Source organism: Herbaspirillum sp. Her2 (genome assembly GCF_057961375.1).
Genome location: NZ_CM176331.1, coordinates 3,898,227 through 3,922,813 on the forward strand (window position 1 = coordinate 3,898,227; position 24,587 = coordinate 3,922,813).

Annotated in this window: 22 protein-coding genes and 1 tRNA gene; 13 read left to right on the forward strand and 10 right to left on the reverse strand. The window is 60.8% G+C overall.

Annotated elements, in window-relative coordinates; translation table 11 throughout:
- Positions 1–671: 671 nt before the first annotated feature.
- Both ACWHXP_RS17725 and ACWHXP_RS17730 read right to left on the reverse strand, forming a co-directional pair.
- A complete protein-coding gene (locus ACWHXP_RS17725) occupies positions 672–1,529 on the reverse strand; it encodes a hypothetical protein (RefSeq protein WP_489635404.1) in 858 nt (285 codons plus the stop codon).
- 48 nt (positions 1,530–1,577) lie between these two features.
- Positions 1,578–2,336 carry a hypothetical protein gene (locus ACWHXP_RS17730; RefSeq protein ID WP_489635403.1) on the reverse strand — a complete coding sequence of 253 codons (759 nt, stop codon included), beginning with the start codon at positions 2,334–2,336 and terminating at the stop codon, positions 1,578–1,580.
- Between the two features lie 373 nt (positions 2,337–2,709).
- Here ACWHXP_RS17730 and ACWHXP_RS17735 point away from each other — a divergent pair, with 373 nt between their 5' ends.
- The 3 genes from ACWHXP_RS17735 to trmB all read left to right on the forward strand — a co-directional run bounded on the left by ACWHXP_RS17735 (position 2,710) and on the right by trmB (position 4,233).
- Entirely contained in the window at positions 2,710–3,156 is a 447-nt protein-coding gene (locus tag ACWHXP_RS17735) for a DUF2971 domain-containing protein (protein WP_489635402.1), read from the forward strand.
- Between the two features lie 202 nt (positions 3,157–3,358).
- Positions 3,359–3,432 (forward strand) — tRNA-Gly (locus ACWHXP_RS17740).
- An 81-nt stretch (positions 3,433–3,513) separates the two neighbouring features.
- A complete protein-coding gene (gene trmB, locus ACWHXP_RS17745) occupies positions 3,514–4,233 on the forward strand; it encodes a tRNA (guanosine(46)-N7)-methyltransferase TrmB (RefSeq protein ID WP_310837052.1) in 720 nt (239 codons plus the stop codon).
- 140 nt (positions 4,234–4,373) lie between these two features.
- Here trmB and ACWHXP_RS17750 read toward each other — a convergent pair whose 3' ends face one another.
- The 4 genes from ACWHXP_RS17750 to ACWHXP_RS17765 all read right to left on the reverse strand — a co-directional run bounded on the left by ACWHXP_RS17750 (position 4,374) and on the right by ACWHXP_RS17765 (position 9,957).
- Positions 4,374–5,942 (reverse strand): methyl-accepting chemotaxis protein, encoded by a 1,569-nt coding sequence (locus tag ACWHXP_RS17750; protein WP_489635401.1) that lies wholly within the window; start codon positions 5,940–5,942, stop codon positions 4,374–4,376.
- A gap of 236 nt (positions 5,943–6,178) precedes the next feature.
- Positions 6,179–8,032 carry a DNA helicase RecQ gene (gene recQ, locus ACWHXP_RS17755; RefSeq protein WP_489635400.1) on the reverse strand — a complete coding sequence of 618 codons (1,854 nt, stop codon included), beginning with the start codon at positions 8,030–8,032 and terminating at the stop codon, positions 6,179–6,181.
- A gap of 38 nt (positions 8,033–8,070) precedes the next feature.
- The gene (locus ACWHXP_RS17760; RefSeq protein ID WP_489635399.1) at positions 8,071–8,943 is read right to left on the reverse strand and encodes an undecaprenyl-diphosphate phosphatase; all 873 of its coding nucleotides are present in this window, start codon (positions 8,941–8,943) and stop codon (positions 8,071–8,073) included.
- 159 nt (positions 8,944–9,102) lie between these two features.
- On the reverse strand, positions 9,103–9,957 hold the full coding sequence (locus tag ACWHXP_RS17765) for an undecaprenyl-diphosphate phosphatase (protein ID WP_039789391.1): 855 nt from the start codon (positions 9,955–9,957) through the stop codon (positions 9,103–9,105).
- 41 nt (positions 9,958–9,998) lie between these two features.
- Between ACWHXP_RS17765 and ACWHXP_RS17770 the strand changes: the two genes are divergently transcribed.
- The 3 genes from ACWHXP_RS17770 to ACWHXP_RS17780 all read left to right on the forward strand — a co-directional run bounded on the left by ACWHXP_RS17770 (position 9,999) and on the right by ACWHXP_RS17780 (position 10,976).
- Positions 9,999–10,319, forward strand: a complete 321-nt coding sequence (locus ACWHXP_RS17770) for a hypothetical protein (protein WP_489635398.1) — start codon at positions 9,999–10,001, stop codon at positions 10,317–10,319.
- Positions 10,320–10,323: 4 nt separating this feature from the next.
- The gene (gene arsC / locus ACWHXP_RS17775; protein WP_121042806.1) at positions 10,324–10,686 is read left to right on the forward strand and encodes an arsenate reductase (glutaredoxin); all 363 of its coding nucleotides are present in this window, start codon (positions 10,324–10,326) and stop codon (positions 10,684–10,686) included.
- Between the two features lie 122 nt (positions 10,687–10,808).
- Positions 10,809–10,976, forward strand: coding sequence for a hypothetical protein (locus ACWHXP_RS17780; RefSeq protein ID WP_008325257.1), 168 nt, complete (start codon positions 10,809–10,811; stop codon positions 10,974–10,976).
- A gap of 15 nt (positions 10,977–10,991) precedes the next feature.
- Here ACWHXP_RS17780 and ACWHXP_RS17785 read toward each other — a convergent pair whose 3' ends face one another.
- Positions 10,992–11,279, reverse strand: coding sequence for a YkgJ family cysteine cluster protein (locus tag ACWHXP_RS17785; protein ID WP_199725089.1), 288 nt, complete (start codon positions 11,277–11,279; stop codon positions 10,992–10,994).
- Between the two features lie 141 nt (positions 11,280–11,420).
- Here ACWHXP_RS17785 and ACWHXP_RS17790 point away from each other — a divergent pair, with 141 nt between their 5' ends.
- The 3 genes from ACWHXP_RS17790 (at position 11,421) to ACWHXP_RS17800 (ending at position 13,220) form a co-directional block, all read left to right on the forward strand.
- Positions 11,421–12,050: a TetR/AcrR family transcriptional regulator gene (locus ACWHXP_RS17790; protein ID WP_039789386.1), complete on the forward strand. Its 630-nt coding sequence runs from the start codon at positions 11,421–11,423 to the stop codon at positions 12,048–12,050.
- Between the two features lie 152 nt (positions 12,051–12,202).
- On the forward strand, positions 12,203–12,868 hold the full coding sequence (locus tag ACWHXP_RS17795; protein ID WP_489635397.1) for a protein-L-isoaspartate O-methyltransferase family protein: 666 nt from the start codon (positions 12,203–12,205) through the stop codon (positions 12,866–12,868).
- A gap of 28 nt (positions 12,869–12,896) precedes the next feature.
- Positions 12,897–13,220 (forward strand): rhodanese-like domain-containing protein, encoded by a 324-nt coding sequence (locus ACWHXP_RS17800; protein WP_034338809.1) that lies wholly within the window; start codon positions 12,897–12,899, stop codon positions 13,218–13,220.
- Between the two features lie 167 nt (positions 13,221–13,387).
- Here ACWHXP_RS17800 and ACWHXP_RS17805 read toward each other — a convergent pair whose 3' ends face one another.
- A complete protein-coding gene (locus tag ACWHXP_RS17805) occupies positions 13,388–14,032 on the reverse strand; it encodes a TetR family transcriptional regulator (protein ID WP_204726132.1) in 645 nt (214 codons plus the stop codon).
- Positions 14,033–14,625: 593 nt separating this feature from the next.
- Here ACWHXP_RS17805 and ACWHXP_RS17810 point away from each other — a divergent pair.
- From ACWHXP_RS17810 to adeC, 3 genes are read left to right on the forward strand one after another with little or no spacing between them, the layout of a single operon-like run.
- On the forward strand, positions 14,626–15,834 hold the full coding sequence (locus tag ACWHXP_RS17810) for an efflux RND transporter periplasmic adaptor subunit (RefSeq protein WP_489635396.1): 1,209 nt from the start codon (positions 14,626–14,628) through the stop codon (positions 15,832–15,834).
- A gap of 11 nt (positions 15,835–15,845) precedes the next feature.
- A complete protein-coding gene (locus tag ACWHXP_RS17815; protein WP_209568130.1) occupies positions 15,846–18,992 on the forward strand; it encodes an efflux RND transporter permease subunit in 3,147 nt (1,048 codons plus the stop codon).
- A gap of 2 nt (positions 18,993–18,994) precedes the next feature.
- Positions 18,995–20,446, forward strand: coding sequence for an AdeC/AdeK/OprM family multidrug efflux complex outer membrane factor (gene adeC / locus ACWHXP_RS17820; protein ID WP_121042795.1), 1,452 nt, complete (start codon positions 18,995–18,997; stop codon positions 20,444–20,446).
- Between the two features lie 108 nt (positions 20,447–20,554).
- Here the strand turns inward: adeC and ACWHXP_RS17825 are convergent, their stop codons facing one another.
- Complete coding sequence (locus ACWHXP_RS17825; RefSeq protein ID WP_489635395.1) at positions 20,555–21,475, reverse strand: tetratricopeptide repeat protein; 921 nt, start codon at positions 21,473–21,475, stop codon at positions 20,555–20,557.
- Complete coding sequence (locus tag ACWHXP_RS17830) at positions 21,450–23,396, reverse strand: DUF3857 domain-containing transglutaminase family protein (protein ID WP_489635394.1); 1,947 nt, start codon at positions 23,394–23,396, stop codon at positions 21,450–21,452. The genes ACWHXP_RS17825 and ACWHXP_RS17830 overlap by 26 nt, the downstream gene beginning before the upstream one ends.
- A 183-nt stretch (positions 23,397–23,579) precedes the next feature.
- Between ACWHXP_RS17830 and ACWHXP_RS17835 the strand changes: the two genes are divergently transcribed.
- Positions 23,580–24,569: a UDP-glucose 4-epimerase family protein gene (locus ACWHXP_RS17835; RefSeq protein ID WP_489635393.1), complete on the forward strand. Its 990-nt coding sequence runs from the start codon at positions 23,580–23,582 to the stop codon at positions 24,567–24,569.
- Positions 24,570–24,587: the final 18 nt, after the last annotated feature.

Here is a 24,587-nt window from a genome sequence, read left to right on the forward strand (position 1 = left end):
TTCACGACTGGGGCTGCCCTTCTCTTCATCTATAAGAAGACATCCCAATCGCTGAATCGGAGCTTATTTTTTTGTCGCGCCCTAATGGCGTTACGGCCGATTTGGCTAAATTTGGACAAGTTATGGCCGCGTCCATTTCAGTATTGGCATCAGATAATTTCCAAATAAAAATTATCTGATGCACATGGAGGATAATCGAAGCCATATCGGCTAAATGGCATAAAGCCGCCGATATGCCGAAACGGCACTCGACGGCTTTATGTTTAAATTCTCACAGAATTGAGCCCATCATAGCGGCCGGAGCACCAAGTGCTAAACGCCCCCCTATTGGGAATTGCTCAACGAAAATACATCAGAGTCTTAACCTCACCAGAAATTACCTCAAGGCAACATACTCCCCGAAACCGCGGCTCGAAGCTGCATCTGTTCATGAGCCCATTTTCGCCAGCAGTGCGTAACGCTTGAGTTCGCCTGGATGAGAATATCGCTGCTGAAAGATCCAACAGGAATCGCCTGATTATTTCCTTCTCCACAAGGTGTTCATCAAGGTGGGCGCCGATGCTTCGACCAGCACGTGGGGGAGGATTATTGCTCGAAGACTTGCGATAAACGAGTTTACACCATTTCAAATTTGAGGCTTCCGCTGAGATTGTTGCCAACTCAGTCGCGCTCTATTGCTCAGGGGTTAGAACACTAACCTTTTCCTTAGAAGTGTCAGTTTTAATCGTACGAGTTCGCACTCGAGACGCCACATCGTCTTGAGTGAAAGAACGATCGACGCCCTTTAACTTGTACTTCACGCCCTCCGTGTCGCTGTAACCAGTGATCGGGTAAGGTTTTGGATCCGACTTAGCAAGAACCACGAGGGCCGCCCATACTGAGCGCCAGGATGAAGGATCACTGGCCATTTTGAATGCCAAGGTTAACGGCTCCCGCATAGGACCATTGAATCGTCGTTGTTTGGTCTTTGCTGCAACTACCGAAGTAGCGTGAGCTGAATTGTCACTAGCGGAATCAGAGATCAAAGAAACATTTACGGTAGACGCATTCTCATCTTTCACGAGATTGTGATCGATTTTTGCATCATCTAGCAGCTCGATGACCTGTTTTTTCGAAAAACCAATAAACATGGAACGAGGCAACTGTGGAAGCGCTAAAGATACTTCGGACGAGTCAGCTTGTTCCCGCCCAGCCTTTACCCAAGCCTTAAATTGCTTCTCGCCTCGAGAATAGTTTAAGAGAATCTCTTGACCTTCCCCCGGGGCGACATCCGACAAGACTGCAAAACCCGCTTCCGTGAGCTCGAGCCAGCTGATACTGTTTTCTTTACCAAAGAATAGATGGAGTAAAGCAATCGACGCTCGTGCACTCTTGAAGCAACTGAGTACGGGGGAACGTGCGAGTATTTTCGCAACCGCACTGTTAGTGACAGGCTCATCGGCGAATGGGTCTACCTCCTCGGTGGAGACAGGCACGCGAATTGCGACCAATTCAATTACTTTATATAGCGAGACAAAATCTTCGGACATCTTTCTATCACTATCGGCACATTAAAAATTTGAGCAAATTCTACGAACTTAATCGGATTTTATTCTTCTTCTGATCCTCTTCATGAACTGAGATTTCGTCATTGAACTTGTCTCATTTTCTGACGTACCATCTTTATTGACAATCACGTAGAGAATCCCTTTTTTTGCGCAATACCCAGTGATGGGGAAATATGGGGGAACACTGTGCGCAAATTTGACCATTTCTATCCAGATAGCCTCTTCATCTTCCGGACGCTCTGCCCTTTCGATGGCCTCTTCCAAAATTTCACTTAGTTCGCCTCTGAAATAGTGTTTTCCCTTTTTAACTGAAGGCGGCACTAATTCAATGACGGGCGCAGGAATCATCTTATGTTCAACAAGAAGCGGGATAATTTGGGTACGATCAAAGCCAATCTCCCACATCCTAGGTAGACGAGCGCTATAGGCCAAGGTCGACAATTCGGACTTTACTTCACTCCATCTTGAGTATCTCGATAGACAGTGGAAGTTCAGCTCTTGTTTAAGTTTCCGTTCTCGTAAAGCCCAGTTGATCAACATTGCTTTGGCCTCTTCTTTAGCCTGCGGCAAGAAAAGAGGACTACCAATATCGCCTTTATCAAACCAGTCAATCTTCTGAGGCTGCCGAAATAGCAGCGCTGATAGTTGCATTGCAGCCCTGGACATCTTGAAAAACGACCCCGTGCAATACATACACATTTTCAACGACTTATCATTGGCACCGACCAACTCTGAATAATAAGCGACGTCATCTTCCGATACGGTAATATGCTCGGAGATCTTGGTCAACGTGAGACGTAACGAAATAAAATCTATCATTGGCAATACAGAAAAATACGGAGGAAAATTTAACTTCCGATAGATGAGTCCTTCCTATCGAATCAAAATAACACTAACTAAAATCTTTCAATTTTACAGTTATTGGAGAGATTAGAGCGCAGCCCGTCACCAGAAGAAATGAGCTGAAGCGCCACATTGATAGCTTGCTTTTATCTAGGCACGTCAGTTTGACGATCCGTTTGAAGGCGCAACGTCAATAGTTTATCCGCATCCTGTTGACCCTCGATTTGAACGAATCGACGGTACTGAGAGAGCTTTCGAAGAACTTCGACGATTAACTAAAATTAGTTGTTGGAATAAGGGAGAAGATGAGAGCGAAGCGATGTGGAAGCTCTACGCCTCGGAAAGAAAAGGAGTTGCGATACGAACTACTGCATCAAAATTGAAGAATGCGCTGAGGCCTTTTCATCTCGAACCTAGATTTGCGGAGGAGACTCCTGTATGGGGTCACGTCAGATACGTTGACTTAACTAAAGTAAGACTTAACGTAGGTATGCTTGAACGTTTCTTCTATAAACACAAAGCTTTTGAAAGTGAACATGAATTGCGTATCGCGATTTCGCTTCGCTACGCCGAAGAAGCTGGCGTAGCGGTGCCAGAATCCGGTATCAGCGTACCATTTGAGCCACATATTTTGATAGAAGAAATAATATTAGGCCCCAACCTGCAAGGAGAAGACAAACGAGCTGTAGAAGATGCATGTAGAGCCAATGAATTGCATTCCTTGGTCAAAACGTCCTCGTTATTGTGGCAGCCTCGCTATATCTGAGAAAGCTCGCTCCAAAATACTTCCGCCATTCCACAACGCGATAGTATTTGGCTGTCTTGCTCATTGAGGCTGCCTCAAGAAGAAACGCATCGTAGTCGGTTTGCGATAACCGCTCGAAGTAACCAGCTACTACAGAATCGATACCACCGAGCAATCTTCAAGTTCACAAAACACCCCGAAACCGCGTAAAATTGCTCGCCTCGCGGGTGTAGCTCAATGGTAGAGCAGAAGCTTCCCAAGCTTAAGACGAGGGTTCGATCCCCTTCACCCGCTCCAGATCGCTTCCCTGCGGCCCTGTTCGCCCGTCCCTGACCGGTGCGACTTTGCGGGCCGCGCCTCAATTGCTTCGAGTCATCCATGTCTGAAAACAAATCCGGCAAGCCGCTGTTCTATGATCCCAGCGAGCGCCGCATCCGCAGTTTCGTCACCCGCGCCGGGCGCGTGTCGGTCGCGCAAGGACGCGCGCTGGAAGAACTGGGTCCGCGCTTCCTGGTCCCCTACGACAAGGCCCCGCTGGACCTGGCTGTCACCTTCGGTCGCCAGGCTCCGACCATCCTCGAAATCGGCTTCGGCATGGGCGAAACCAGCGCCAAGATCTCGGCCCTCATGCCCGAGAAAAACTTCATCGGCGTCGAAGTCCATACCCCCGGCGTCGGCAGCTACCTCAAGCTGATCGGCGAAGGCAACCTGGACAATGTGCGCATCATCCAGCACGATGCCGTCGAAGTACTCACCAACATGATCGCCCCCGATTCCCTGGCCGGCGTGCACGTGTTCTTCCCCGATCCCTGGCACAAGGCGCGCCACAACAAGCGCCGCCTGATCCAGTCGCCCCTGGTGCAACTGATCAGCTCGCGCCTGGCCCCCGGCGGCTATCTCCACTGCGCCACCGACTGGGAGGAATACGCCATCCAGATGCTGGAAGTGCTGTCGGCTGAACCCACCCTGAAGAACACCGCCACCGATCCCTCCGGCTACGTGCCGCGTCCGGATTACCGCGATACCACCAAGTTCGAAAACCGTGGCCTGCGCCTCGGTCACGGCGTGTGGGATCTGGTGTTTGAAAAGCGCGCCTGAATACGCGCGCTGCATGCATGATTCAACGCGCAATCGTGCATGCGACAGGTGATGAATGAAAGCGATCACCCACGGTGATCACTTAAAGATCGCTCCGATGGCATGCTCCAAGGCATGCCATTGTCATTTCTGCGACGGCCTCACTGAAGCTTGAAGACCGCCACCGCGCGTGACAGCGATTCCGCCTGGAACTGCAGGCTCTCCGCCGCCGCAGCAGCTTCTTCCACCAGTGCCGCATTCTGCTGCGTGACGCTGTCCATCTGCACCACCGCCTTGTTGACTTCATCGATGCCCGCGCTCTGCTCGCGGTTGGCGACGTTGATGTCATCCATGATCGCCGCCACTTTCTGGATGGCCGTGATGATGTCTTCCATGGTGCCGCCTGCACCACTGACCAGGGCCGAGCCAGCATTGATCTTGCCGACCGAATCGTCGATCAGCTCCTTGATCTCGCGCGCGGCCGTGGCGCTGCGCTGGGCCAGGCTGCGCACCTCCGAAGCCACCACCGCAAACCCGCGCCCCTGCTCGCCGGCGCGCGCGGCTTCCACTGCGGCATTGAGCGCAAGGATGTTGGTCTGGAAGGCAATGCCGTCGATGACGCTGATGATCTCGACGATGCGATGCGAACTCTCCTCGATGGCCTGCATGGTCTGCACCACCGCACCGACCATGTCGCCGCCCTTGCGTGCCACGCCCGATGCCTCATCGGCCAGTTGATGCGACTGGTGCGTGTTCTCGGCGTTCTTCTGCACGGTGGAGGTGATCTCTTCCATCGAGGCGGCCGTCTCTTCGAGCGAACCGGCCTGCTCTTCGGTGCGCTCGGACAAGTCCCTGTTACCGCTGGCGATCTCGGTCGCCGCCACGGTAATCGCACCGGTGCCGCTGCGCACCTCAGAAACGATGCCGGCCAGGTTGTCGTTCATCTCTTTCAACGAGCGCAACAGTTGCGCCGTCTCATCCTTGCCGTGAATGACAACCTGTGAGCGCAGATCGCCGGCCGCTACCGTCTGCGCAATCTGCACCGCTTCGCCCAGCGGGCGCACGATGCTGCGCACCAGCGTCCAGGTGATGGCCAGGCCCACCAGCAGCGACAGGCCGATCGAGACCAGCAGCAGCAAGCGCGCCTGCTGGTAGTCGAAGAGGCTGTCGGCATTGATGGCGTCACGCGTCTTGCGGCTGTGGTCCAGCACGGCGACGACGATGTCATCGATCATCTTGGTCGGCACGCGATCCACACCCTTGACCTGTTCATCCACCCGCGCCACCGAGGCAGGATCGTCGGAGGCATAGAGCTTGAGCGCTTCCAGATAACGATTGAGCAGCTCGGCATGGGCCTGCTGGGCCTTGCGCGCAGGCTCGGCATCCATGCCGATACGCGGCATCAGCGCTTCCAGGGTCTTGAGCTGCTTCTGGGTGGCGGCGCTTTCATCGATGAAGGCCTGGCGGTATTTGTTGAAGGCAGCGGGATCCTTGCCGCGCAGCAAGGTGTTCTTCCACTCCTGCACCTGGATCTTGAATTGCACCTGCGCACTGCGGGCGGCATCGACCGATTGCTCGATGAGGGCTCCCGTCTCCATGCCCTGCGCCCCCTGGCCGTAGATTTCCCCGACCACCATCACGCCACGTATGCCGACAAAGGCGATGGCCGCCAGCAGCAGTGCCGACAGCATGCCCAGGCGCACGCCTATCTTCAGATCATTGAGTTTCATATCGCCCCCCGGCTCACCTTCGTTGGTGTTGAACCCGATTCCCCGCCGTTGATGATATCGCCAAGCGGGGCCAGCAAATCAGGGAAGAGGCCGGTAAAAGTACCGTATGAAGGAAAGTTGCGTTACGGCAGCAACGTCGGCCGCAAACGCCCGCCCGGCGCTTTATCGCGCTGGCGCAGGTGACGCAGGCAATGAAGGGATTTGACTAAAATCAGGGAGAATCCGCCGTCGCCCTCTCAGGCGTCGGCCGACTCCATGCCGGCAATCAGGTCGATGATCTGGGCACCATAGGTTTCCAGCTTCTTCTCGCCCACACCAGTGACGTGGCGCAGGTCGTCCAGCGATTGCGGCCGGGCCTTGGCGATCTCGCGCATGGTGGCATCGTGGAAGATGACGTAGGCCGGCACGTTGTGTGTGCGCGCGGTTTCCATCCGCCACCAGCGCAGCTTCTCGAAAAGTGCCTGCTCTTCGCTGCTGAGATCGGTCTCGACGAAGCTGGAGCGCTGCGAGCTGCGCTTGGCTTTTTCCGGCTTGCGATAGCGGCGCAGCTGCACCTGCTGTTCTCCGCGCAGCACCGGACGCGCGGCCTCGGTGAGCTTGAGGGCGCTGTAGTTCTCGGCATCCACCGTCAGCAACCCCAGCGCGATCACCTGGCGCAGGATGGCGCGCCATTCCGCCTCGCCGCGATCGCTGCCCACGCCAAACACGGAAAGTTGATCATGGCGCCATTGCTTGACGCGCTCGCCATCGATGCCGCGCAAGACCTCGATCACGTGGCCGGGGGCAAAGCGCTGTTCGACGCGATAGACGGTGGAGAGCAGCTTCTGAACCTCAACCGTGGCATCGAAGGAGAGCGGGGGCGTGAGGCAGGTATCGCAATTGCCGCAGGGGCTGGACTTCTCGCCGAAGTAATCCAGCAGGTGCACGCGCCGGCAGTGCAGCGTCTCGCACAGGGAGAGCATGGCATCGAGCTTGGTGCCGAGCACGCGTTTGAAGGTTTCGTCGGCTTCGGATTCGTCGATCATGCGGCGCTGCTGCACCACGTCCTGCAGGCCGTAGGCCATCCAGGCGTCGGCTGGCAGGCCGTCACGGCCGGCGCGGCCAGTTTCCTGGTAGTAGCCTTCCACGCTCTTGGGCAAATCGAGGTGGCAGACGAAGCGCACGTCGGGCTTGTCGATGCCCATGCCGAAGGCGATGGTGGCGACCATCACGATCTTGTCTTCGCGCAGGAAGCGCGCCTGGTTTTTGGTGCGCAGCGCGTAGTCCATGCCGGCGTGATAGGCCAGCGCATTGAGGCCTTCGCCACGCAGGAACTCGGCGGTCTCTTCGACCTTCTTGCGCGAGAGGCAGTAGACGATGCCGGCGTCTTCCGGGTGTTCGTTCTTGATGAAGTCCAGCAACTGCTTGCGGCCATTGGCCTTTTCCACGATCTGGTAACGGATGTTGGGACGATCAAAGGACGAGACGAACTGGCGCGCATCTTCCAGTTGCAGGCGGTGGATGATTTCTTCGCGGGTCTGCTGGTCGGCGGTGGCCGTCAGCGCAATGCGCGGGACCTGCGGGAAGCGCTCGTGCAGGATCGAGAGCTTGATGTATTCCGGACGGAAATCGTGGCCCCATTGCGAGACGCAATGCGCCTCATCGATGGCGAAGAGCGAGATGCGGGCGGACTCCAGCAGGTCCAGGCAGCGCGGCGTCATCAGGCGCTCGGGGGCGACGTAGAGCAGGTCCAGGTCGCCCTGGCGCAGGCGGCGCTCGATCTGCAGCGCTTCGTCGAAACTCTGGGTGGAATTGAGGAAGGCGGCCCGCACGCCGACTTCGGCCAGTGCATCGACCTGGTCCTGCATCAGCGCGATCAGCGGCGAAACCACCACGCCGGTGCCCTCGCGCAGCAGCGCCGGCACCTGGTAGCAGAGCGACTTGCCGCCGCCGGTGGGCATGAGGACAAGGGCATCCCCGCCCCCGGCGACGTGCTGGACGATCTCGCTCTGGTGACCGCGGAAGGACGAGTAGCCGAATACCGTTTCCAGCACGTGCAAAGCACGTTCTTGCTGGGTGGCACCGGGAGGCAGGGAATCGAAATCGACCATGAAAAAACCTGAAGCTGCTGCGTAGCGAAGGCGCTATTTTATTGCAGCCAGCCTCGCGACACCGCCAGCAGCAGGAAAACACCCAGCGCAGCTCGATAGACGATGAAGGGCCATGTCGAGAAACGCTCCAGGAATTTCATCAACCCCCAGATGGCAGCGAAGGCCGACACGCTCGCCACGGCCAGCCCGAACAGCAGCACGCCCCAGGCTTCCAGCGGGATATGGGCGTGCAGCAAGACCGCCAGTTCCTTCAGTCCGGCCAGGGCGATGGCAGGCAAGCCCAGCAGGAAGGAAAAGCGCGCCGCTTCCTCGCGGCGGAAGTTCAGGAACAGCGCCGCCGTGAGCGTGGAGCCGGAACGCGAGACGCCCGGGATCAGCGCACCGACCTGCGCCAGGCCGACGATGAGCGCATCGCGCAGGCGCATCTGGTCGACGCTGCGGCGATGGCGGCAGACCATTTCCGAGATCGCCAGCAGCACCGCCATGACGATGCAGGACCAGCCGATCACGGTCAGGCTGCGCAGCGGCGAGCCGCAGGCGTTCAGGACATGCGACAAGGCCAGCCCGGCAATGCCGATGGGGATGGTGGCCAGGATGATGGCCACGGCCAGCTTGAACATGGGATCGTTGAAATCGCGGCGTCGCCAGGCCGCCAGGCTGCCGCCGGTGACGGCGCTCACGTCGCGCCGGAAATAACTGATGACGGCGGCCAGGGCCGCCAGCTGCATGGCCGCGGAGAAGGCCGAGCCGGGATCATGCCAGCCGAGGAAGGCCGGTACCACGCGCATGTGGGCGGTCGAAGAAATGGGGAGCAGTTCGGTGATGCCCTGGACGATGCCGAGGAAACCGATCTGCGCGTAACCGAGGGAGGCAAAGCCGATATCAAGCCCGGCGCTGCAGACGTTGGCCATGGGGTGTGCTCTGAAGGGAGTTGGCGAAAAGGAAGTTGTAGACCGCCGCCGGCAGCGAGGCCGGCCACGGGTGCTGCAGTGTACCGCGCCCGCCAGGGCGCTGGCTGACAGGCGCCTGACGCCCGCGCAAGCCGTGCACGGGCGTCAGGCACCGGGGGATCACTCCACCCAGGCGACAGCGCCGGTATAAGCGGTCACCAGGACGATGATGCCGAAGACGATGCGATACCAGGCGAAGATGGTGAAATCGTGTGAGCTGATGTAGCGCAGCAGCCAGCGCACGCACAGGAAGGCCGAGACGAAGGCAGCCACGGTGCCCACGGTGAACAGCGGGACGTCGGCGGCCGACAGCAGGGCGCGCTCCTTGTAGAGCGAATAGATGGTGGCAGCGAACAGGGTCGGGATGGCCAGGAAGAACGAGAATTCGGTTGCCGCCTTGCGCGACAGGCCGAACATCATGCCGCCGATGATGGTGGCGCCCGAGCGGCTGGTGCCGGGGATCAGCGCGAAGGCCTGGGCGATGCCGACTTTCAGGGCATCCAGCGGGGTCATGTCATCCACCGTTTCGACGCGCGCCGAGGCCATGCTCATGCGGTCCTTGTTGCGGCGTTCCACCCACAGGATGATGAGGCCGCCGACGATGAAGGCGATGGCCACCGAGACCGGGTTGAACAGCACTTCCTTGATGCGGCGGCTGAACAGGAAGCCGAGGATGGCCGCCGGCAGGAAGGCCACAATCAGGTTGATCACCAGGCGCTGGGCCTTGCGGTCGGTGAACATGCCGGTCAGCACGGTGGCGATGCGGACCCGATACTCCCAGCACACCGCGAGGATGGCACCGGCCTGGATGACGATCTCGAAAACGTCGGCCTTCTCCTTGGAAAAATCGGGGCCGGTGAATTGCAGCAGGCTGTTGGCCAAAATCAGGTGGCCGGTGGAGGAAATGGGCAGGAATTCGGTCAGGCCTTCGACGATGCCCATGATGAGCGCCTTGAGCGCGAGGAGAGTATCCATACGGGTGCTGTGGGTGGCTGTTGATGTGGGGTTGACGGGAAATGAACGAAATGAAGGAAATGGCTGCTTTCAGGCCCGAAAGCCCGGCAATCCGGCCATCGGAACACAATAAGCCGCTACAACATGAAGCAAATGGCCTTTTTTCCGTCCCGGCCAGGGGCAAACCCTGCAAAAGTGGCAGCGAAGGTCCGTCCGGGATGGCTGGCGTCGCCATAAAGCGGCGTTTCGACCACACCCGGCTGCAAAAAGTGCACTCGGTGCGCTGCAACAAAATCGGATTTTACCTTAGCAGGGTGACAAAACTTACATTTTGCTGTCAGGAATCCGCGCTAACATGGCTTTTTATTCCCTTCCTCGGCTGACGATATGAGCAAGAACACCGGCATCACGATCTATCACAACCCCAAGTGCGGTACCTCACGCAATGTCCTGCAAGGGCTGCGCGACGGCGGCGTCGAGCCGACCATCATTGAATATCTGAAGAATCCGCCCGACCGCGCCACGCTCGAAGGCCTCATCAAGGCCATGGGCGTGCCGGTGCGCGAGGTGGTGCGCAGCAAGGAAGCGCTGTTCAAGGAACTGGGGCTGGATGCGGATGGCGTGACCGACGCCCAACTGATCGATGCGATGCTGGAACACCCCGTCCTGATCAACCGCCCGATCGTGGTGGCGCCGAAAGGCACGATGCTGGTGCGTCCCAGCGAGCGGCTGGCGGAGATTTTCCCGTAAGCACCGAAACGGGGCGTATCGGGCTGGCATCCGCTGTCATTTGATGCCAAACTCGCCAGATGCGCCCGATCCGTGGTACAAAGGCAGAGTTCCTCCCTCCCCTTATCGACTCAGGAGCAGCGGTGCATCATCGACACGAAGAAAGTACTGCCGATCTGAAGGAGCTGACCACCATCGCTCCCATCAGCCGTGAAGCCCATGCCGCACACCTCAAGGAAAAGGTGGATACCCGCCGGCTCATCGAGGATATCCGCGAAGAAGCCCGACGGCGGCGCGAGGAAGCCTTCTAGACAGGCTTCCCAGCTTCAGATGCTCTCCCCTCGCCGGCCAGCTTGGCTGCCCGGCGCTGTCAGCGTCTCCAGTTCACTGAGCCAGGCGATGGCCTGACCGCGGTGCTCTCCACACATCTCCACGGAAGGCTGCAAGCCGGCACAGAAATCCGGACGTTCGGGCTGGCCGAAGATCTTGCAGCGCATGTCCTCGCCCAGTTGTACGCACGGCACGCCGGCCGGCTTGCCATCGGGCATGCCGGGGATCGGGCTGGTGATGGAAGGGGCAATGCAGCAAGCGCCGCATGCGTCTCGGCAGTTCATGGACTTTCCTGATGGCGGTTGGCGCGGAGGGACTGCATTGTAGTGCATCGGGCGGCGCGCAGTGCCGGCGGCTTGATCTGGCCGCTTGACGGCGGCGCGGCTTGCCACTTACAGTGCCCCCTCCCGGTAATCTTGTTTCTCATGTCTGCATCGGCCAAAGAACCGCGTTGGGAACGACGCAAGCAGGACCGCCCCCAGGAATTGCTGGCGGCGGCCTTGGAATTGTTCGTCGAACGCGGCTACGCCGCGACCCGACTGGAAGACGTGGCCACCCGCGCGGGTGTCTCCAAGGGCACCCTTTATCTCTACTTCGATGGCAAGGAAAGCCTGTTCAAGTCGGTGGTACGCGCCAATGTGCTGCCCCTGCTGGACCAGGCCGAAGCCCGCATCGAAGGCCACGCCGGCAGCAGCGCCGAACTGCTGCGTGATCTCATCCTGCACTGGTGGCAGTCCGCCTCGCATTCCGGCGTGGTCGGCATTGCCAAGCTGATGGTGGCCGAATCCGGCAATTTCCCTGAACTTGCACGCTTTTACCATGATGAAGTGACCGCGCGCGGAGATGCGACGATAGTGCGCGTGCTCGAACGCGGCATGGCACGCGGGGAATTCCGCCGCATCAACGCCGACGCCATGAAGAAAGTCATCGTCGCTCCCCTCATCATGCTGATGCTGTGGGAGCAATCACTCGCACCCTGCGCAGCCACACCCATCGATCCGCTGGCCTACCTGGAGAGCATGATCGACCTTTGCCTGAACGGGCTCAAAGCCTGACGCCAGCCCGTCGCGCTCGCATTGCATTGAGGAAAACCCGCAACAGAAGCGCCTCCAGCGGCCTTTTCGGCGCATAGATGGGCTGATTAGCCGGGCGGTGTTTGCTAAAATGCTGCCTTTCCGTCGCTATTAGATTAGATCGAGCCACCGCCATGAATATCGAACAAGCCCGCTTCAACATGATCGAGCAGCAAATCCGCCCCTGGAACGTGCTGGCGCAAGACGTGCTGGACCTGCTGATGGTCGTCAAGCGTGAAGAATTCGTCCCGGCCGCCTATCGCAGCCTGGCCTTCTTCGACACCGAGATCCCGCTGCCGGGTGGTGAAAACATGCTGGCTCCGAAGATCGAAGCGCGCATCCTGCAGGAAGCCAATGTGAAGAAGCACGAATACGTGCTGGAAATCGGCGCAGGTTCGGGCTACATGGCAGCCCTGCTGGCGCACAAGGCGCGCCACGTAACGACCGTGGAAATCTCGCCGGAACTGAAGGCCCTGGCCGAACAGAACCTGTCGGACTACGGCGTGGCCAACGTCGACGTGCAACTGGGCAATGGCGCGCAAGGCTGGACCGGTGCCGATGGCAAGGTTGGCGAATACGACGTCATCGTCATCTCGGGCTCGCTGCCGCTGCTGCCGGAATCCTTCGGCAAGCAACTCAAGATCGGCGGCCGCCTGCTGGCCATCGTCGGTTCGGCCCCGGTGATGGAACTGCAACTGATCACCCGCACCTCGGAACACGCCTTCGAAACCGTCAACATCGTGGAAACCCTGGCCAAGCCGCTGCACGCAGCGATCACGCCGTCCCACTTCACGTTCTGAGCCTCAGGGCCGAGACAGGACAAGCATCATGGAGCACATCTCTGCCCCGGAACTGGCGGCCTGGATCAACGATCCGGACCGCCCCACGCCCCTGCTGCTGGATGTGCGTGAACCCTGGGAACACCAGACCTGCCACATCGCCGGCTCGCAGCTGGTGCCGATGAACACCATTCCCGGCCGCTTCGCGGAGCTGGACGAGGAACAGCCGGTGGTCTGCATCTGCCATCACGGCGGCCGCAGCATGCAGGTGGCCGCCTTCCTGGAGCGCCAGGGCTTTACCAAGGTCATCAACCTGAGCGGGGGCGTTCATGCCTGGGCCGCCCAGGTGGATCCTTCGATGCCGACCTATTGAGCCTGGTCTTTTGGTTTATTGATTCATATCGCATTCTGGCCGGCGGGCGTCATGTACATGGCGCAGGCCGGTCAGGCGGGGGCTGGGTTCTCCGGCCTGCCTGAATTCCCTTCCGTTTTATCCTGATCCTTCATATCGCCTGAAAACCACCCGGGTTTCGAGGCTTATTAGTCCGGCTGCGTCTTCTGCAGCGACGGCGCGGTCTTGAGCGCGTAGAGCGAGGCCGCCAGGATGCGCTCGCCATCCTTGACCAAGTCGAAACTGTCGGGGGAAAAGAACCAGTCAGTGAGCAGACCGCTGAAGGTGGCATGCGCCGCCAGGCAGGCCAGGCGGATATCGAGCGTGGCCGGAAGCTGGCCGCGTGCCACCGCATTGAGCAGGATCTGCTCCAGCCGCAACAATCCATCGACGTGGCATTCGCGCTGGCGAATCAGGATGGGGTCCTGCGCGTCGGCGAATTCGCATTTGTTGAAGATGATGTCGAACACGCGCCGGCAGCGCTCATCGGTCGCCGCCATGGTCAACACATAGATGCCGCTGCGCAGGAACTGGCCCAGCGGATCTTCCACCTGCGGGCTGGCGTTTTCTTCCAGCACCGCTTCCATGGGCAGGCGCACGCGCTCGCACATGGCGTCGAACAGATCGCTCTTGTTCTTGAAGTGCCAGTAAATGGCCCCGCGCGTGACTTCAGCGGCCTTGGCCACGTCAGCCAGCGAGGTCTGCGAGACGCCGCGCTCATGGAACACCTGCTCGGCCGCATCGAGGATGCGGGCACGCGTTTCCAGCGCTTCTTCCTTGGTCGAACGGGCCATGTCAACAGACTCCCGGGCAAATGGCCATGGCGCAGCCCCTCAGGCGCGCCACTGGGCGGCCGTGTTGCGGATGCACATCACCCGCAACCGGCAGAGTTTCGTCAAAGGCTTCATGTGCGCAATCATCGTCATGAAGAAGTAAGTGAGTTTCGTGCACAATATCAGGGCGTCAAATTCGTCTTCCCAGCAGCTCGGCCTATCGCCCGAAGGCATGGAAGAGCTCGGATTCAGACCAGCGGAAACGGCATCAGAGTAGCTTTCGAATCAAAATGCAAGGAATCGCTCATATTTTGCTACGCCGTTTCGAACAAGTTTGTTAAATTAATGTGATGTTTGGAAGAAATACATACATTCATGGATGTATGTATAATAGCATCCGCTTCAAGTCCCTGCCGTTCATCATCTGCAAAAAAATTCATCACCCTGGCATGAAGGGGTGGGGACTTTCTTGCATTGCAACAATCTGTAGCCCGGCTCATCCATCCCCTCCATCACCGGATGACAGGCACAGCATCATCGTCGTGACCGGTTCTACCGAATTCGTTTCATCGCCGCCCCTGGCGGCTTCAACTTTACTTTCGTGCGAGATATCTATGAGCTCAGTCAGTCGTTTCACGCGCCTCACCATGACCGTCGCCGTTGCCGCCGCGCTGGTTGCCTGCGGACAGAAACCCGCCGCGCAAGGCGGCCAGATGCCGCCGGCCGAGGTGTCGGTGGTGACCATTGCCCCGCAGCGCGTGGCCATCACCAATGAACTGCCGGGCCGCGTGGAAGCCTTCCGCGTGGCGCAGGTGCGTGCACGGGTGGCAGGCATCGTGCAAAAGCGCGTCTTCAAGGAAGGCAGCGAGGTCAAGGAGGGCCAGGTGCTCTTCAAGATCGATCCGGCCCAGTACAAGGCCAGCCTGGAAAGCGCCCAAGCCACGCTGGCGCGCGCCCAGGCCAACCTGACGCAAACCTCGCTGACCGCGCAGCGCTACAAGCCGCTGGTGGAAGTCAACGCGGTCTCCAAGCAGGAATATGACAACGCCGTGGCCGCCCAGAAGCAGGCTGAAGCCGATGTCGCCGCCGGCAAGGCAGCGGTGCAGACGGCCAACCTGAACCTGGGTTATGCCACCGTGACCTCGCCCATCTCCGGCCGCATCGGCCGCGCGCTGGTGACCGAAGGTGCGCTGGTCGGCCAGGGGGATGCCACCCAGCTGGCCCTGGTGCAGCAGCTCGATCCGGTCTACGTCAACGTGACCCAGTCCAGCGCCGACCTGTTGAAGTTGCAGCAGGCGATGGCCGCCGGTCAACTCAAGAGCGTGGGCGACAACAAGGCCAGCGTGACCCTGGTGCTGGAAAACGGCCAGGCTTACGAACAGCCGGGCAAGCTGCTGTTCTCCGACATCAGCGTGGATGAAAGCACCGGTTCGGTTTCGCTGCGTGCCGAATTCCCCAACCCCAAGCGCCTGCTGCTGCCGGGTACCTACGTGCGGACCAAGATCGAACAAGCCGTGGACGAACAGGCCCTGCTGGTGCCGCAACAAGCCGTGGTGCGTGATGCCGGCGGCTCCTCGGTGATGGTGGTCAATGCCGAGAGCAAGGTCGAGGCCCGTCCGGTCAAGACCGGCGGCGCACGCGGCAACAACTGGCAGGTCATCGATGGCTTGAAGGAAGGTGATCGCGTCATCGTGGAAGGCCTGCAGAAGGTCCGCCCGGGTGCCGCCGTCAAGCCGGTCCAATGGAATCCCGCGGGCGCTCCCGCACAAGCTGCTGGCCAGCCGGCCAAGCAAGAGGCGAGCGCCCAACAGAAAGCTAACTAAGAGGCTGCCAGATGGGAAAGTTCTTTATTGATCGCCCCGTATTTGCGTGGGTGCTAGCGATCTTCATCATGCTGGGAGGTGCGCTGGCCATTACCGGCTTGCCGGTAGCCCAGTACCCCAGCATCGCGCCGCCGACCATCGTGGTCACGGCGACCTATCCGGGTGCGACCGCGCAGACCCTGGACGATTCGGTGACCAGCCTGATCGAACAGGAAATGAACGGCGCCGATGGCCTGCAATACATCGAGTCGCAAAGCCAGGCCAACGGCCAGGTGCAGATCACCATCACCTTCTCGCCGGAAACCAATCCGGACCTGGCGGCGGTGGATGTGCAGAACCGCCTGAAGCGCGTCGAGGCCCGCCTGCCGGCAGCCGTGACGCAACAGGGCGTGCAGGTGACCAAGTCGCGTTCCAACTTCCTGCTCTTCATCGGTCTGTCTTCCACCGATGGCAAGCTCGATCCGGTGGCGCTGGGTGACTATCTGTCGCGTAACGTCTTGAACGAAATCAAGCGCGTGCCCGGTGTGGGCCAGGCGCAGCTGTTCGGTACCGAACGCGCCATGCGCATCTGGATCGATCCGAACAAGCTGATCGGCCTGAGCCTGACCCCGGCTGACGTGACGGCCGCGATCCAGGCGCAAAACGCGCTGGTGGCCGGCGGTACGCTGGGTGCCCTGCCCAGCCCCGGCAGCCAGCAGATCGCCGCGACCGTGGTGGTCAACGGTCAGCTGACCTCGCCCGAGCAGTTCGGCAACATCGTGCTGCGTGCCAATACCAACGGTTCGAGCGTGCGCCTGCGCGACGTCGCCCGCATCGAAGTGGGTGGCCAGAGCTATGACACCTCCGGCCGTCTGGATGGCAAGCCTTCGTCCTTCATCGGCGTGCAGCTGTCGCCGACCGCCAACGCGCTGGGTACCGCCACCGCCGTGCACAAGAAGATGGAAGAGCTGGCCAAGTATTTCCCGGCCGGTGTGAAGTACACCATCCCTTACGACACCTCCAAGTTCGTCAAGATCTCGATCGAGGAAGTGGTCAAGACCCTGATCGAAGCCATTGTGCTGGTGTTCCTGGTGATGTTCCTGTTCCTGCAGAACATCCGCTACACCATCATCCCGACCATCGTGGTGCCGGTGGCGCTGCTGGGTACCTTTGCCACGCTGCTGCTGTTTGGCTTCTCGATCAACGTGCTGACCATGTTCGGCATGGTGCTGGCCATCGGTATCCTGGTCGACGATGCGATCGTGGTGGTGGAAAACGTCGAACGCATCATGAGCGAGGAAGGTCTCTCGCCGGCTGATGCGACCCGCAAGGCCATGGGCCAGATCAGCGGCGCGCTGATCGGTATCACGCTGGTGCTGATCGCGGTGTTCATCCCGATGGCCTTCTTCGGTGGCGCGGTGGGTGCGATCTATCGCCAGTTCTCGCTGTCGATGGTGGCTTCCATGGTGTTCTCGGTGCTGATGGCCTTCACCCTCACGCCGGCATTGTGCGCGACCATCCTCAAGCCTGTTGAGAAGGGTCACCACCACGAGAAGAAGGGTTTCTTCGGCTGGTTCAACCGCAAGTTCAACACCACCGCCAATGCCTATCAGGGCGTGATCGGCAAGATGCTCAGCAAGGCCGGCCGCTACATGATCGTCTACGTGGTGATCGTGGCCTGCGTGGGCTTGCTGTACGTGCGCCTGCCGGCCTCGTTCCTGCCGAACGAAGACCAGGGCTACATCATCACCAACGTCCAGCTGCCGCCTGGCGCAAGCACGGCGCGTACTACCGAGGTGGTCAAGAAGATCGAGGAGTACTACCTCAAGGATCCGGCGGTGGAACACGCCATTGCGGTGCTGGGCTTCTCGTTCTCGGGTAACGGCCAGAACGCGGCGCTGGTGTTCACCCCGCTGAAGGACTGGTCCGAGCGCGACAAGTCGCAGTCGGCCGATGCGATTGCCGGCAAGGCCTTCGGTGCCTTCTCGCAGATCAAGGATGCGATCGTCTTCCCGCTGAACCCGCCGCCGATTCCGGAACTGGGTAATGCAACGGGCTTCACCTTCCGTCTGCAGGACCGTGCCGGCCTGGGTCACGCGGCGCTGGTGCAGGCACGCAACCAGATCCTGGGCATGGCCTCGCAGAGCAAGGTGCTGGCCGGTGTGCGTCCGGAAGGCCTGGAAGATGCGCCGCAGCTGCAACTGGACATCGACCGCGACAAGGCCAATGCGCTGGGCGTGCCGTTCTCGACGATCAACAGTGTGCTGTCCACGGCGCTGGGTTCGTCCTATGTGAACGACTTCCCCAACCAGGGCCGCCAGCAGCGCGTGATCGTGCAGGCCGATGCCAACCGTCGCCTGCAACCTGAAGATCTGACCAGCCTGTACGCCCGCAACGCCAATGGCGGCATGGTGCCCTTCTCGGCCTTCGTGACGGCCAAGTGGATCAACGGCCCCGTGCAGCTGATCCGCTACAACGGCTATCCGGCCATGAAGATTGCCGGTGGCGCAGCGCCTGGCCGCAGTACCGGTGAAGCCATGGCCGAGATGGAATCCTATGTGGCCAAGCTGCCGCCGGGCTTCGGTTTCGAGTGGACCGGCCAGTCGCTGGAAGAAAAGACCTCCGGCAACCAGGCTCCGGCGCTGTATGCCCTGTCGCTGATCGCCGTGTTCCTGGTGCTGGCCGCGCTCTATGAAAGCACCTCGATCCCGCTGGCGGTGATGCTGGTGGTGCCGCTGGGTATCCTCGGTGCACTGCTGGGGGTGACGCTGCGCGCCATGCCCAACGACGTGTACTTCAAGGTGGGGATGATTGCGGTGGTGGGTCTGTCGGCCAAGAACGCGATTCTGATCATCGAGTTCGCCAAGGATCTGCAGGCGCAGGGCAAGGGCCTGATTGAAGCGACGCTGGAAGCGGTGCACCTGCGCTTCCGTCCGATCATCATGACCTCGCTGGCCTTCATCCTCGGCGTGCTGCCGCTGGCCATCGCTTCGGGTGCCGGTTCGGCCAGCCAGCGCGCCATCGGTACCGGCGTGATGGGCGGCATGATCACTGCCACCGTGCTGGCGGTGTTCCTGGTGCCGATCTTCTTCGTGGTCGTGCGCAAGATTTTCAAGGGCAGCGAGCGTCAGCGCAAGTTTGACGCCGACCACTCGCCCAAGATCAATAGTGGAGAATGACAATGGCTAATCTGTCGTTGCCGCGCTCGCCTCGCCTGCTGCAATTGTGCGCAGCGCTGATGGTGGCCGGCGTACTGGGGGGCTGCTCGCTGGCTCCCACCTATGACCGTCCGCAAGCCCCGGTGGAGACGGCCTACCCGGCCGATGCCGCCGGCCGTGCCGAGCTGCAGGCGGTCAACCTCGGCTGGCGCCAGTTCTTCCCGGACCAGCGCCTGCAGCAGCTGATCGCGGCTGCCCTGGAAAACAACCGTGACCTGCGCACGGCCGTCCTCAACATCGAGGAAGCCCGCGCGCAATACCAGATCGCGCGTGCCGATCTGCTGCCCAACCTGAACGTCAATGGCAGCGCCGCCCGCACGCGGACTGCGGCCAGCCAGTCGCTGACCGGCCAGCCGTTCATCAGCAACAGCTATCAGGTCGGCCTGGCGGTTCCCGCCTACGAGCTGGACTTCTTCGGCCGTGTGCGCAACCTGAAGGATGCGGCACTGGCGAGCTACCTCTCCACCGAAGAAGCGCAGAAGTCGGCGCAGATCAGCCTGATCGCGCAGGTGGCGCAGGCTTATCTGTCCGAGCGTTCCTACGCGGAACAGCTGCAGCTGGCCAACGACACGCTGAAGTCGCGCGAATCCAATCTGGATCTGGCGCAGAAGCGCTTTGACGTGGGCGCCAGTTCGGCGCTGGATTTCCGCCTGACGCAGACGCTGGTGGAGTCGGCCCGAGTATCGAAGTCCCAGCTGGAACGCCAGCGCGCGCAAGCCGAGAATGCACTGACGCTGCTGGTCGGCAAGAAGGTCGGCGACCTGCCGCCGGCACAGCTGCTGTCGGATGAAAAGATCGTGACCGATATTCCGGCGGGCTTGCCTTCCGATCTGCTGACCAATCGTCCGGACATCCGCTCGGCCGAGCAGAGCCTGCTGGCGGCCAATGCCAACATCGGCGCGGCGCGGGCGGCGTTCTTCCCGCGCATCTCGCTGACCGGCAGCTACGGCAGCGCCAGCAGCACGCTGGGTGGATTGTTCGAGTCGGGTTCGGGTGCGTGGAGCTTTGGTCCTTCGCTGTCCTTGCCGATCTTCGACTTCGGCCGCAACAGCGCCAATCTGGATCTGGCGGAAGTGCGCAAGAACAAGGCCGTGGTGACCTACGAGAAGACCATCCAGACCGCCTTCCGCGAAGTGGCCGATGCCCTGGTGGCACGCGGTACGCTGGACGATCAGGTCAAGGCGCAGGAAGCTTTCCTGGCGGCCCAGCAGGAACGCCTGAAGCTGACCGACCTGCGATTCAAGAACGGGATTGCCTCTTCGCTGGATCAGCTTGATGCGCAGCGAGACTTGTTCTCGGCGCAGCAGGCCTTGATTCAGGCACGGCAACTGCGCTTGAACAATGCGATTGATCTGTACAAGGCGTTGGGTGGTGGCCTCAACGAAAATACGGTGAGCGTGGCGGCCAAGCAGTAAGCGACAAACCAACTGCCATTCATCGTTCGGACGCCGAAAACGCCGAAGCAAAAAGAGCAGACCCGAGGGTCTGCTCTTTTTTTTCCTTCAGATCCAGTTCTGCTGGCGCTACTTGCTGGCCGCCTGTTCCAGGCGGGCCAACTCCCAGCCCGCCGCCTGGTACTCGAGATAGACGCTCACGCCCGGCTTGCGCGCATTCTCGAATGCCTCCCGTGCGGCCGGGACATTGCCGCTGGCCAGGCGCATCTGGCCGATGAAGAACCAGGCTTCGGTCAGTGCCATGTCCTTGTCATCGCCCTGCTTGCGTTGTGCTGCCTGAAGCACGCCGTCCTCGCCAAGGCTGCCGGCTACCAGCGCCAGCAGCGGGTTCGGCCAGACATCGTCGCTGCCCTTGCCGCGCGCCGCCTGCAGCAGCTCTGCACTGGGTGGCTGACCGGTTCGCCGGGCCGCCAGACCTTGCCATAGCAGCACGTAATGGCGGGACTCGGCGTCATCCTTGGAAATCAGAACCGACTGCGTGAAATCGGCCAAGGCCTCCTGGTACTTGCCCATGAAGAAGCGCGAGATCCCGCGCGACTGGTACAGCGAGCCTTCATTGCCACCCAGGGTCAGCGCCCGAGTGTAATCGGGAATGCTGCGTGCAAAATCACGGCTGTCACGCGCGACGTGGCCGCGGCACTCCCAGGCACGGGGATTGGACGGTCCCTGGCGCACGGCCTCTTCGGCGTCGGCCATCCCTTTGGCCGGCTCGTCCATCTCGGCGCGCACTTCGGCGCGGCGGCACAAGGCCTCGACCAGGTCATTGCCACGCAGGCGGCCAGCCGCGATGACGCGGTCGTAGGCGGCCAGTTCCTCCTGCAGGCGACGGCGCACGGTGTCCTTGAGCGTGCTGCCGCCCATGCCCATGAAGCCACTCGTCTTGATCGCCTCGCGCTCCACGAATTCGCCTTGCGCGGTGATCGATTCCAGCTGCTGCAGCGCGCCGTTGAGTGCCAGCAGCTCGTCAGGAGTGACGGTCTCCTTGAGCACTTCCAGTGCTGCGCTCGACCTGCAGCACGTTGCCCCGGAAGACCCGCTTGGTCGAATACGTGAAGAACTCGTTGCGCAGGTTGCGTTCCAGCGGATCGCGCATCATCGAGACATTGGAAGGCCAGACCATGCGCAAGGTGTAACGCAGGCGGTAAGGGGCACGCGAGACCTTGGCCGGGTAGCTGCGCTTGAAGTTGCGCGGCAGATCATAGATGCCCTGCATGATGCTGGCCCCGTACTTGACTACCCACCCATCCGGATAGGCCTTGGCCGGCTTGGGCAGCTTGAAGCGGGCACGCGCGATGACGCGGTTGTTGGCGGCATCGTCCTCCAGCACCGGCACGGCCACCAGGTCGATACCGGGATAGCGGCGCTCGTAGCCACCGAGTGCGAACTTGCGCAAGCGCTCTTCCGGCAGGCTGCGGGAGACTACGCGCATGGTTTCGGCATCACTGCCGACCCAGGTCCAGGTCGCGCTGAGCGTGCCATCGGCATCCAGGGCGGGAATCTCTATCACTTCATCCAGGATGGCGGTATTGCGCGCCACGGCATCAGTCCAGTGCATGCTCTCCAGGGCAGTCGTCTCCGGTGCCACCGCCAGTATCGCTGCGCCTTCGACACCGCTGCCCTGCTTGCTCAGCGAGCCGGACTGTCCCTGCATGGTCGGGTCCAGGTAGTAATCCGCACCATCGAGCCGCAGGCGCACCAGCACATGGTCGAAGACCAGGGGACTGGGCAGATAACGCGCAACGGTGCGCAGCTCGGCCAGCGAAGTCAGGATGGGAACGGCGTTCATCCCCATGGCGCGCAGCAGCGTCACCAGCAGATAGGTCTTGTCCTTGCAGTCACCGTAGCGGTCACGGACCACGTCGGCGGGCGGGTGCGGACGATGCGAGCTTTCTCCCATGGAGACGGAGAAGTAGCGGATCTCGTCCTGCACCCAACGCAGGGCCGCCACGGCCCGCTGCTCATCGGTGGGTAGTTTCTTCCATTGCTCCAGACGGGCTTGCAGCGCGGCCGGCACCGGCGCGGGCGGGAACAGGCCATCGGCCCAGCGGGCGACGCTGTTCCAGCTATCCCAACTGGTGAACTGCAAACGACGCAGGCTGAAGTCGGCCGGGACCCAGCGATCGGGTTCCTCGATCCGGATGCCGCGCTCGGTGAAGCGAAGCTTGCGCCAGCCGGCGGCCTGGCTGATGTCGGGACGGATATCGGTGTTGCCGATCTCGCCCACCATTTTCCAGTCCACGCGCTGGCCGACAGGATGGCTCAGGATGACACTGCGCAACTCGACCGGAATGGGCCAGTCCCACCCTGCCTCATTCGCGTAGGTGCTACCGAAGACCGGATTGGTGCCTTCGACCGAATACGCGTATTGCACCGTATCGCCCACGCGCAGGTCCGGCACCAGCATGACTGCCTGGACCGAGCCGCTGAAGACGCCGTTTTCCATGCCCAGTTCGCGCTGCAGGAAGCGCACCTGCACCCGGCTGGTGTGATCCAGCACCTCTTTGCCGCGCAACACGCGCAGGCTGTGCAGATGCATTTTCTGATACTGCGGCACGAAGTCGATGATCAACTGCCCGGCCGAGGCCAGGGCGCTGCTGTCATTGATCTGTGCTGCGCGATTGACGTAGAAGACCGGCTGGCTGTCGGCGCGGAACTGTGTGTCCCACAGGCGCATGACGATGGCCTCGGTACGCCGCGTCCCGGGCACCTCGATGGGTTCCACCCAGGAAGGAATCTTGTCGCCGCGCGTGAAGGCTTCGGAGGCGACCTGAATCTCGCGCACGGGCAATGACGGGGCTTCCGTGGATTCCGTCGCTGCCGCGCTGGCAGCGGCTGGCAACTGGGCATGGACAACGAAGGACAGACTGCACAGGAGGGTGGCGAGCAGCCCTCTCGGCGACACGAATCGCATGAATTTTCCCCTGATGATTTGCCGACGCATCGGGTGCCAACGGCCGGCTTGATTTTGGTGCTGAGATTGTACGATGGCCACCGGGCTTTTGTGCAGGCATGACGCAACTGCCCAACGGGGCCGGACGATGGCGTCCGGCCGCGACGTGTTTCCGGATCATTGCGAGCCGGATCGGATGTTAGTATGGAGCCCCTTCTGGCCATCACGATCCCGCACTCCTTCATGCGTATCCTCGTTACCGGCGCTTCCGGCTTTGTCGGCAGCGCATTGCTGCGGCACCTCGCTCCCCGTCCCGATCTCGCTCTGCGTGCGGCCCTGCGCACCGCGGCGTCCGGCGGCTTGTTGCCTGCTAGTGTGGAGGCGGTGGAGACCGGCGACCTGGGACCGCAGACGAACTGGCACGCGGCGCTGACCGGCATTGATACGGTAGTGCATTGTGCTGCGCGCGTTCACGTGATGAATGAGACCGCCGGCGATCCGTTGAGCTTGTTCCGCCGGGTCAATGTGGAGGGGAGTCTTGCGCTGGCAAGACAGGCCAGGGACGCGGGCGTCAAGCGACTGGTGTTTCTCAGCTCGATCAAGGTCAATGGCGAGCAGACTGCACCGGGACACCCGTTCACCGCCGACGATACGCCGGCCCCCGTCGATGCGTATGGCATTTCCAAAATGGAGGCCGAGCAGGCACTGATGGCTCTGGCTGCCGAGGGTGGCATGGAAGTAGTGGTGATCCGGCCGGTGCTGGTCTACGGGCCGGGCGTGAAGGCCAATTTCAGGAGCATGATGCGATGGCTGCAAAAGGGGATCCCGCTCCCGCTCGGTGCCATCACCGGTAACCGCCGCAGCCTGGTCGCCCTGGACAACCTGGTCGACCTGATGACGCTGTGCATGCATCACCCGGCGGCAGCCAATGAAATCTTTCTGGTCAGTGATGGGGAGGATCTGTCGACCACCGAGCTGTTGCGCCGCATGGGCCAGGCCTTGGGCCGCCCGGCCAGGCTGATTCCCGTGCCTGCGCCGGTGCTCGAATGGGGGGCAAGGTTGTTGGGGAAGGGAGCGGTGGCGCAGAGATTGTGCGGGTCGTTGCAGGTGGAGATTGGGAAGACCTGCAGCAAACTCGGCTGGCAGCCACCCTGCACACCGGATGAGGCATTCAGACAAATCGCTTGCAGCTAAGGTCTGCGCTCAAAGCAC

What these genes read in the sequence shown, in the direction of transcription:
- ACWHXP_RS17725 (WP_489635404.1), bottom strand. Translation starts at nt 1,529, where the DNA reads ATGTCCGAAGATTTTGTCTCGCTATATAAAGTAATTGAATTGGTCGCA.
- ACWHXP_RS17735 (WP_489635402.1), top strand. Translation starts at nt 2,710, where the DNA reads ATGTGGAAGCTCTACGCCTCGGAAAGAAAAGGAGTTGCGATACGAACT.
- trmB (WP_310837052.1), top strand. Translation starts at nt 3,514, where the DNA reads ATGTCTGAAAACAAATCCGGCAAGCCGCTGTTCTATGATCCCAGCGAG.
- ACWHXP_RS17750 (WP_489635401.1), bottom strand. Translation starts at nt 5,942, where the DNA reads ATGAAACTCAATGATCTGAAGATAGGCGTGCGCCTGGGCATGCTGTCG.
- recQ (WP_489635400.1), bottom strand. Translation starts at nt 8,032, where the DNA reads ATGGTCGATTTCGATTCCCTGCCTCCCGGTGCCACCCAGCAAGAACGT.
- ACWHXP_RS17760 (WP_489635399.1), bottom strand. Translation starts at nt 8,943, where the DNA reads ATGGCCAACGTCTGCAGCGCCGGGCTTGATATCGGCTTTGCCTCCCTC.
- ACWHXP_RS17765 (WP_039789391.1), bottom strand. Translation starts at nt 9,957, where the DNA reads ATGGATACTCTCCTCGCGCTCAAGGCGCTCATCATGGGCATCGTCGAA.
- ACWHXP_RS17770 (WP_489635398.1), top strand. Translation starts at nt 9,999, where the DNA reads ATGAACGAAATGAAGGAAATGGCTGCTTTCAGGCCCGAAAGCCCGGCA.
- arsC (WP_121042806.1), top strand. Translation starts at nt 10,324, where the DNA reads ATGAGCAAGAACACCGGCATCACGATCTATCACAACCCCAAGTGCGGT.
- ACWHXP_RS17785 (WP_199725089.1), bottom strand. Translation starts at nt 11,279, where the DNA reads ATGAACTGCCGAGACGCATGCGGCGCTTGCTGCATTGCCCCTTCCATC.
- ACWHXP_RS17790 (WP_039789386.1), top strand. Translation starts at nt 11,421, where the DNA reads ATGTCTGCATCGGCCAAAGAACCGCGTTGGGAACGACGCAAGCAGGAC.
- ACWHXP_RS17795 (WP_489635397.1), top strand. Translation starts at nt 12,203, where the DNA reads ATGAATATCGAACAAGCCCGCTTCAACATGATCGAGCAGCAAATCCGC.
- ACWHXP_RS17800 (WP_034338809.1), top strand. Translation starts at nt 12,897, where the DNA reads ATGGAGCACATCTCTGCCCCGGAACTGGCGGCCTGGATCAACGATCCG.
- ACWHXP_RS17805 (WP_204726132.1), bottom strand. Translation starts at nt 14,032, where the DNA reads ATGGCCCGTTCGACCAAGGAAGAAGCGCTGGAAACGCGTGCCCGCATC.
- ACWHXP_RS17810 (WP_489635396.1), top strand. Translation starts at nt 14,626, where the DNA reads ATGAGCTCAGTCAGTCGTTTCACGCGCCTCACCATGACCGTCGCCGTT.
- ACWHXP_RS17815 (WP_209568130.1), top strand. Translation starts at nt 15,846, where the DNA reads ATGGGAAAGTTCTTTATTGATCGCCCCGTATTTGCGTGGGTGCTAGCG.
- adeC (WP_121042795.1), top strand. Translation starts at nt 18,995, where the DNA reads ATGGCTAATCTGTCGTTGCCGCGCTCGCCTCGCCTGCTGCAATTGTGC.
- ACWHXP_RS17830 (WP_489635394.1), bottom strand. Translation starts at nt 23,396, where the DNA reads ATGCGATTCGTGTCGCCGAGAGGGCTGCTCGCCACCCTCCTGTGCAGT.
- ACWHXP_RS17835 (WP_489635393.1), top strand. Translation starts at nt 23,580, where the DNA reads ATGGAGCCCCTTCTGGCCATCACGATCCCGCACTCCTTCATGCGTATC.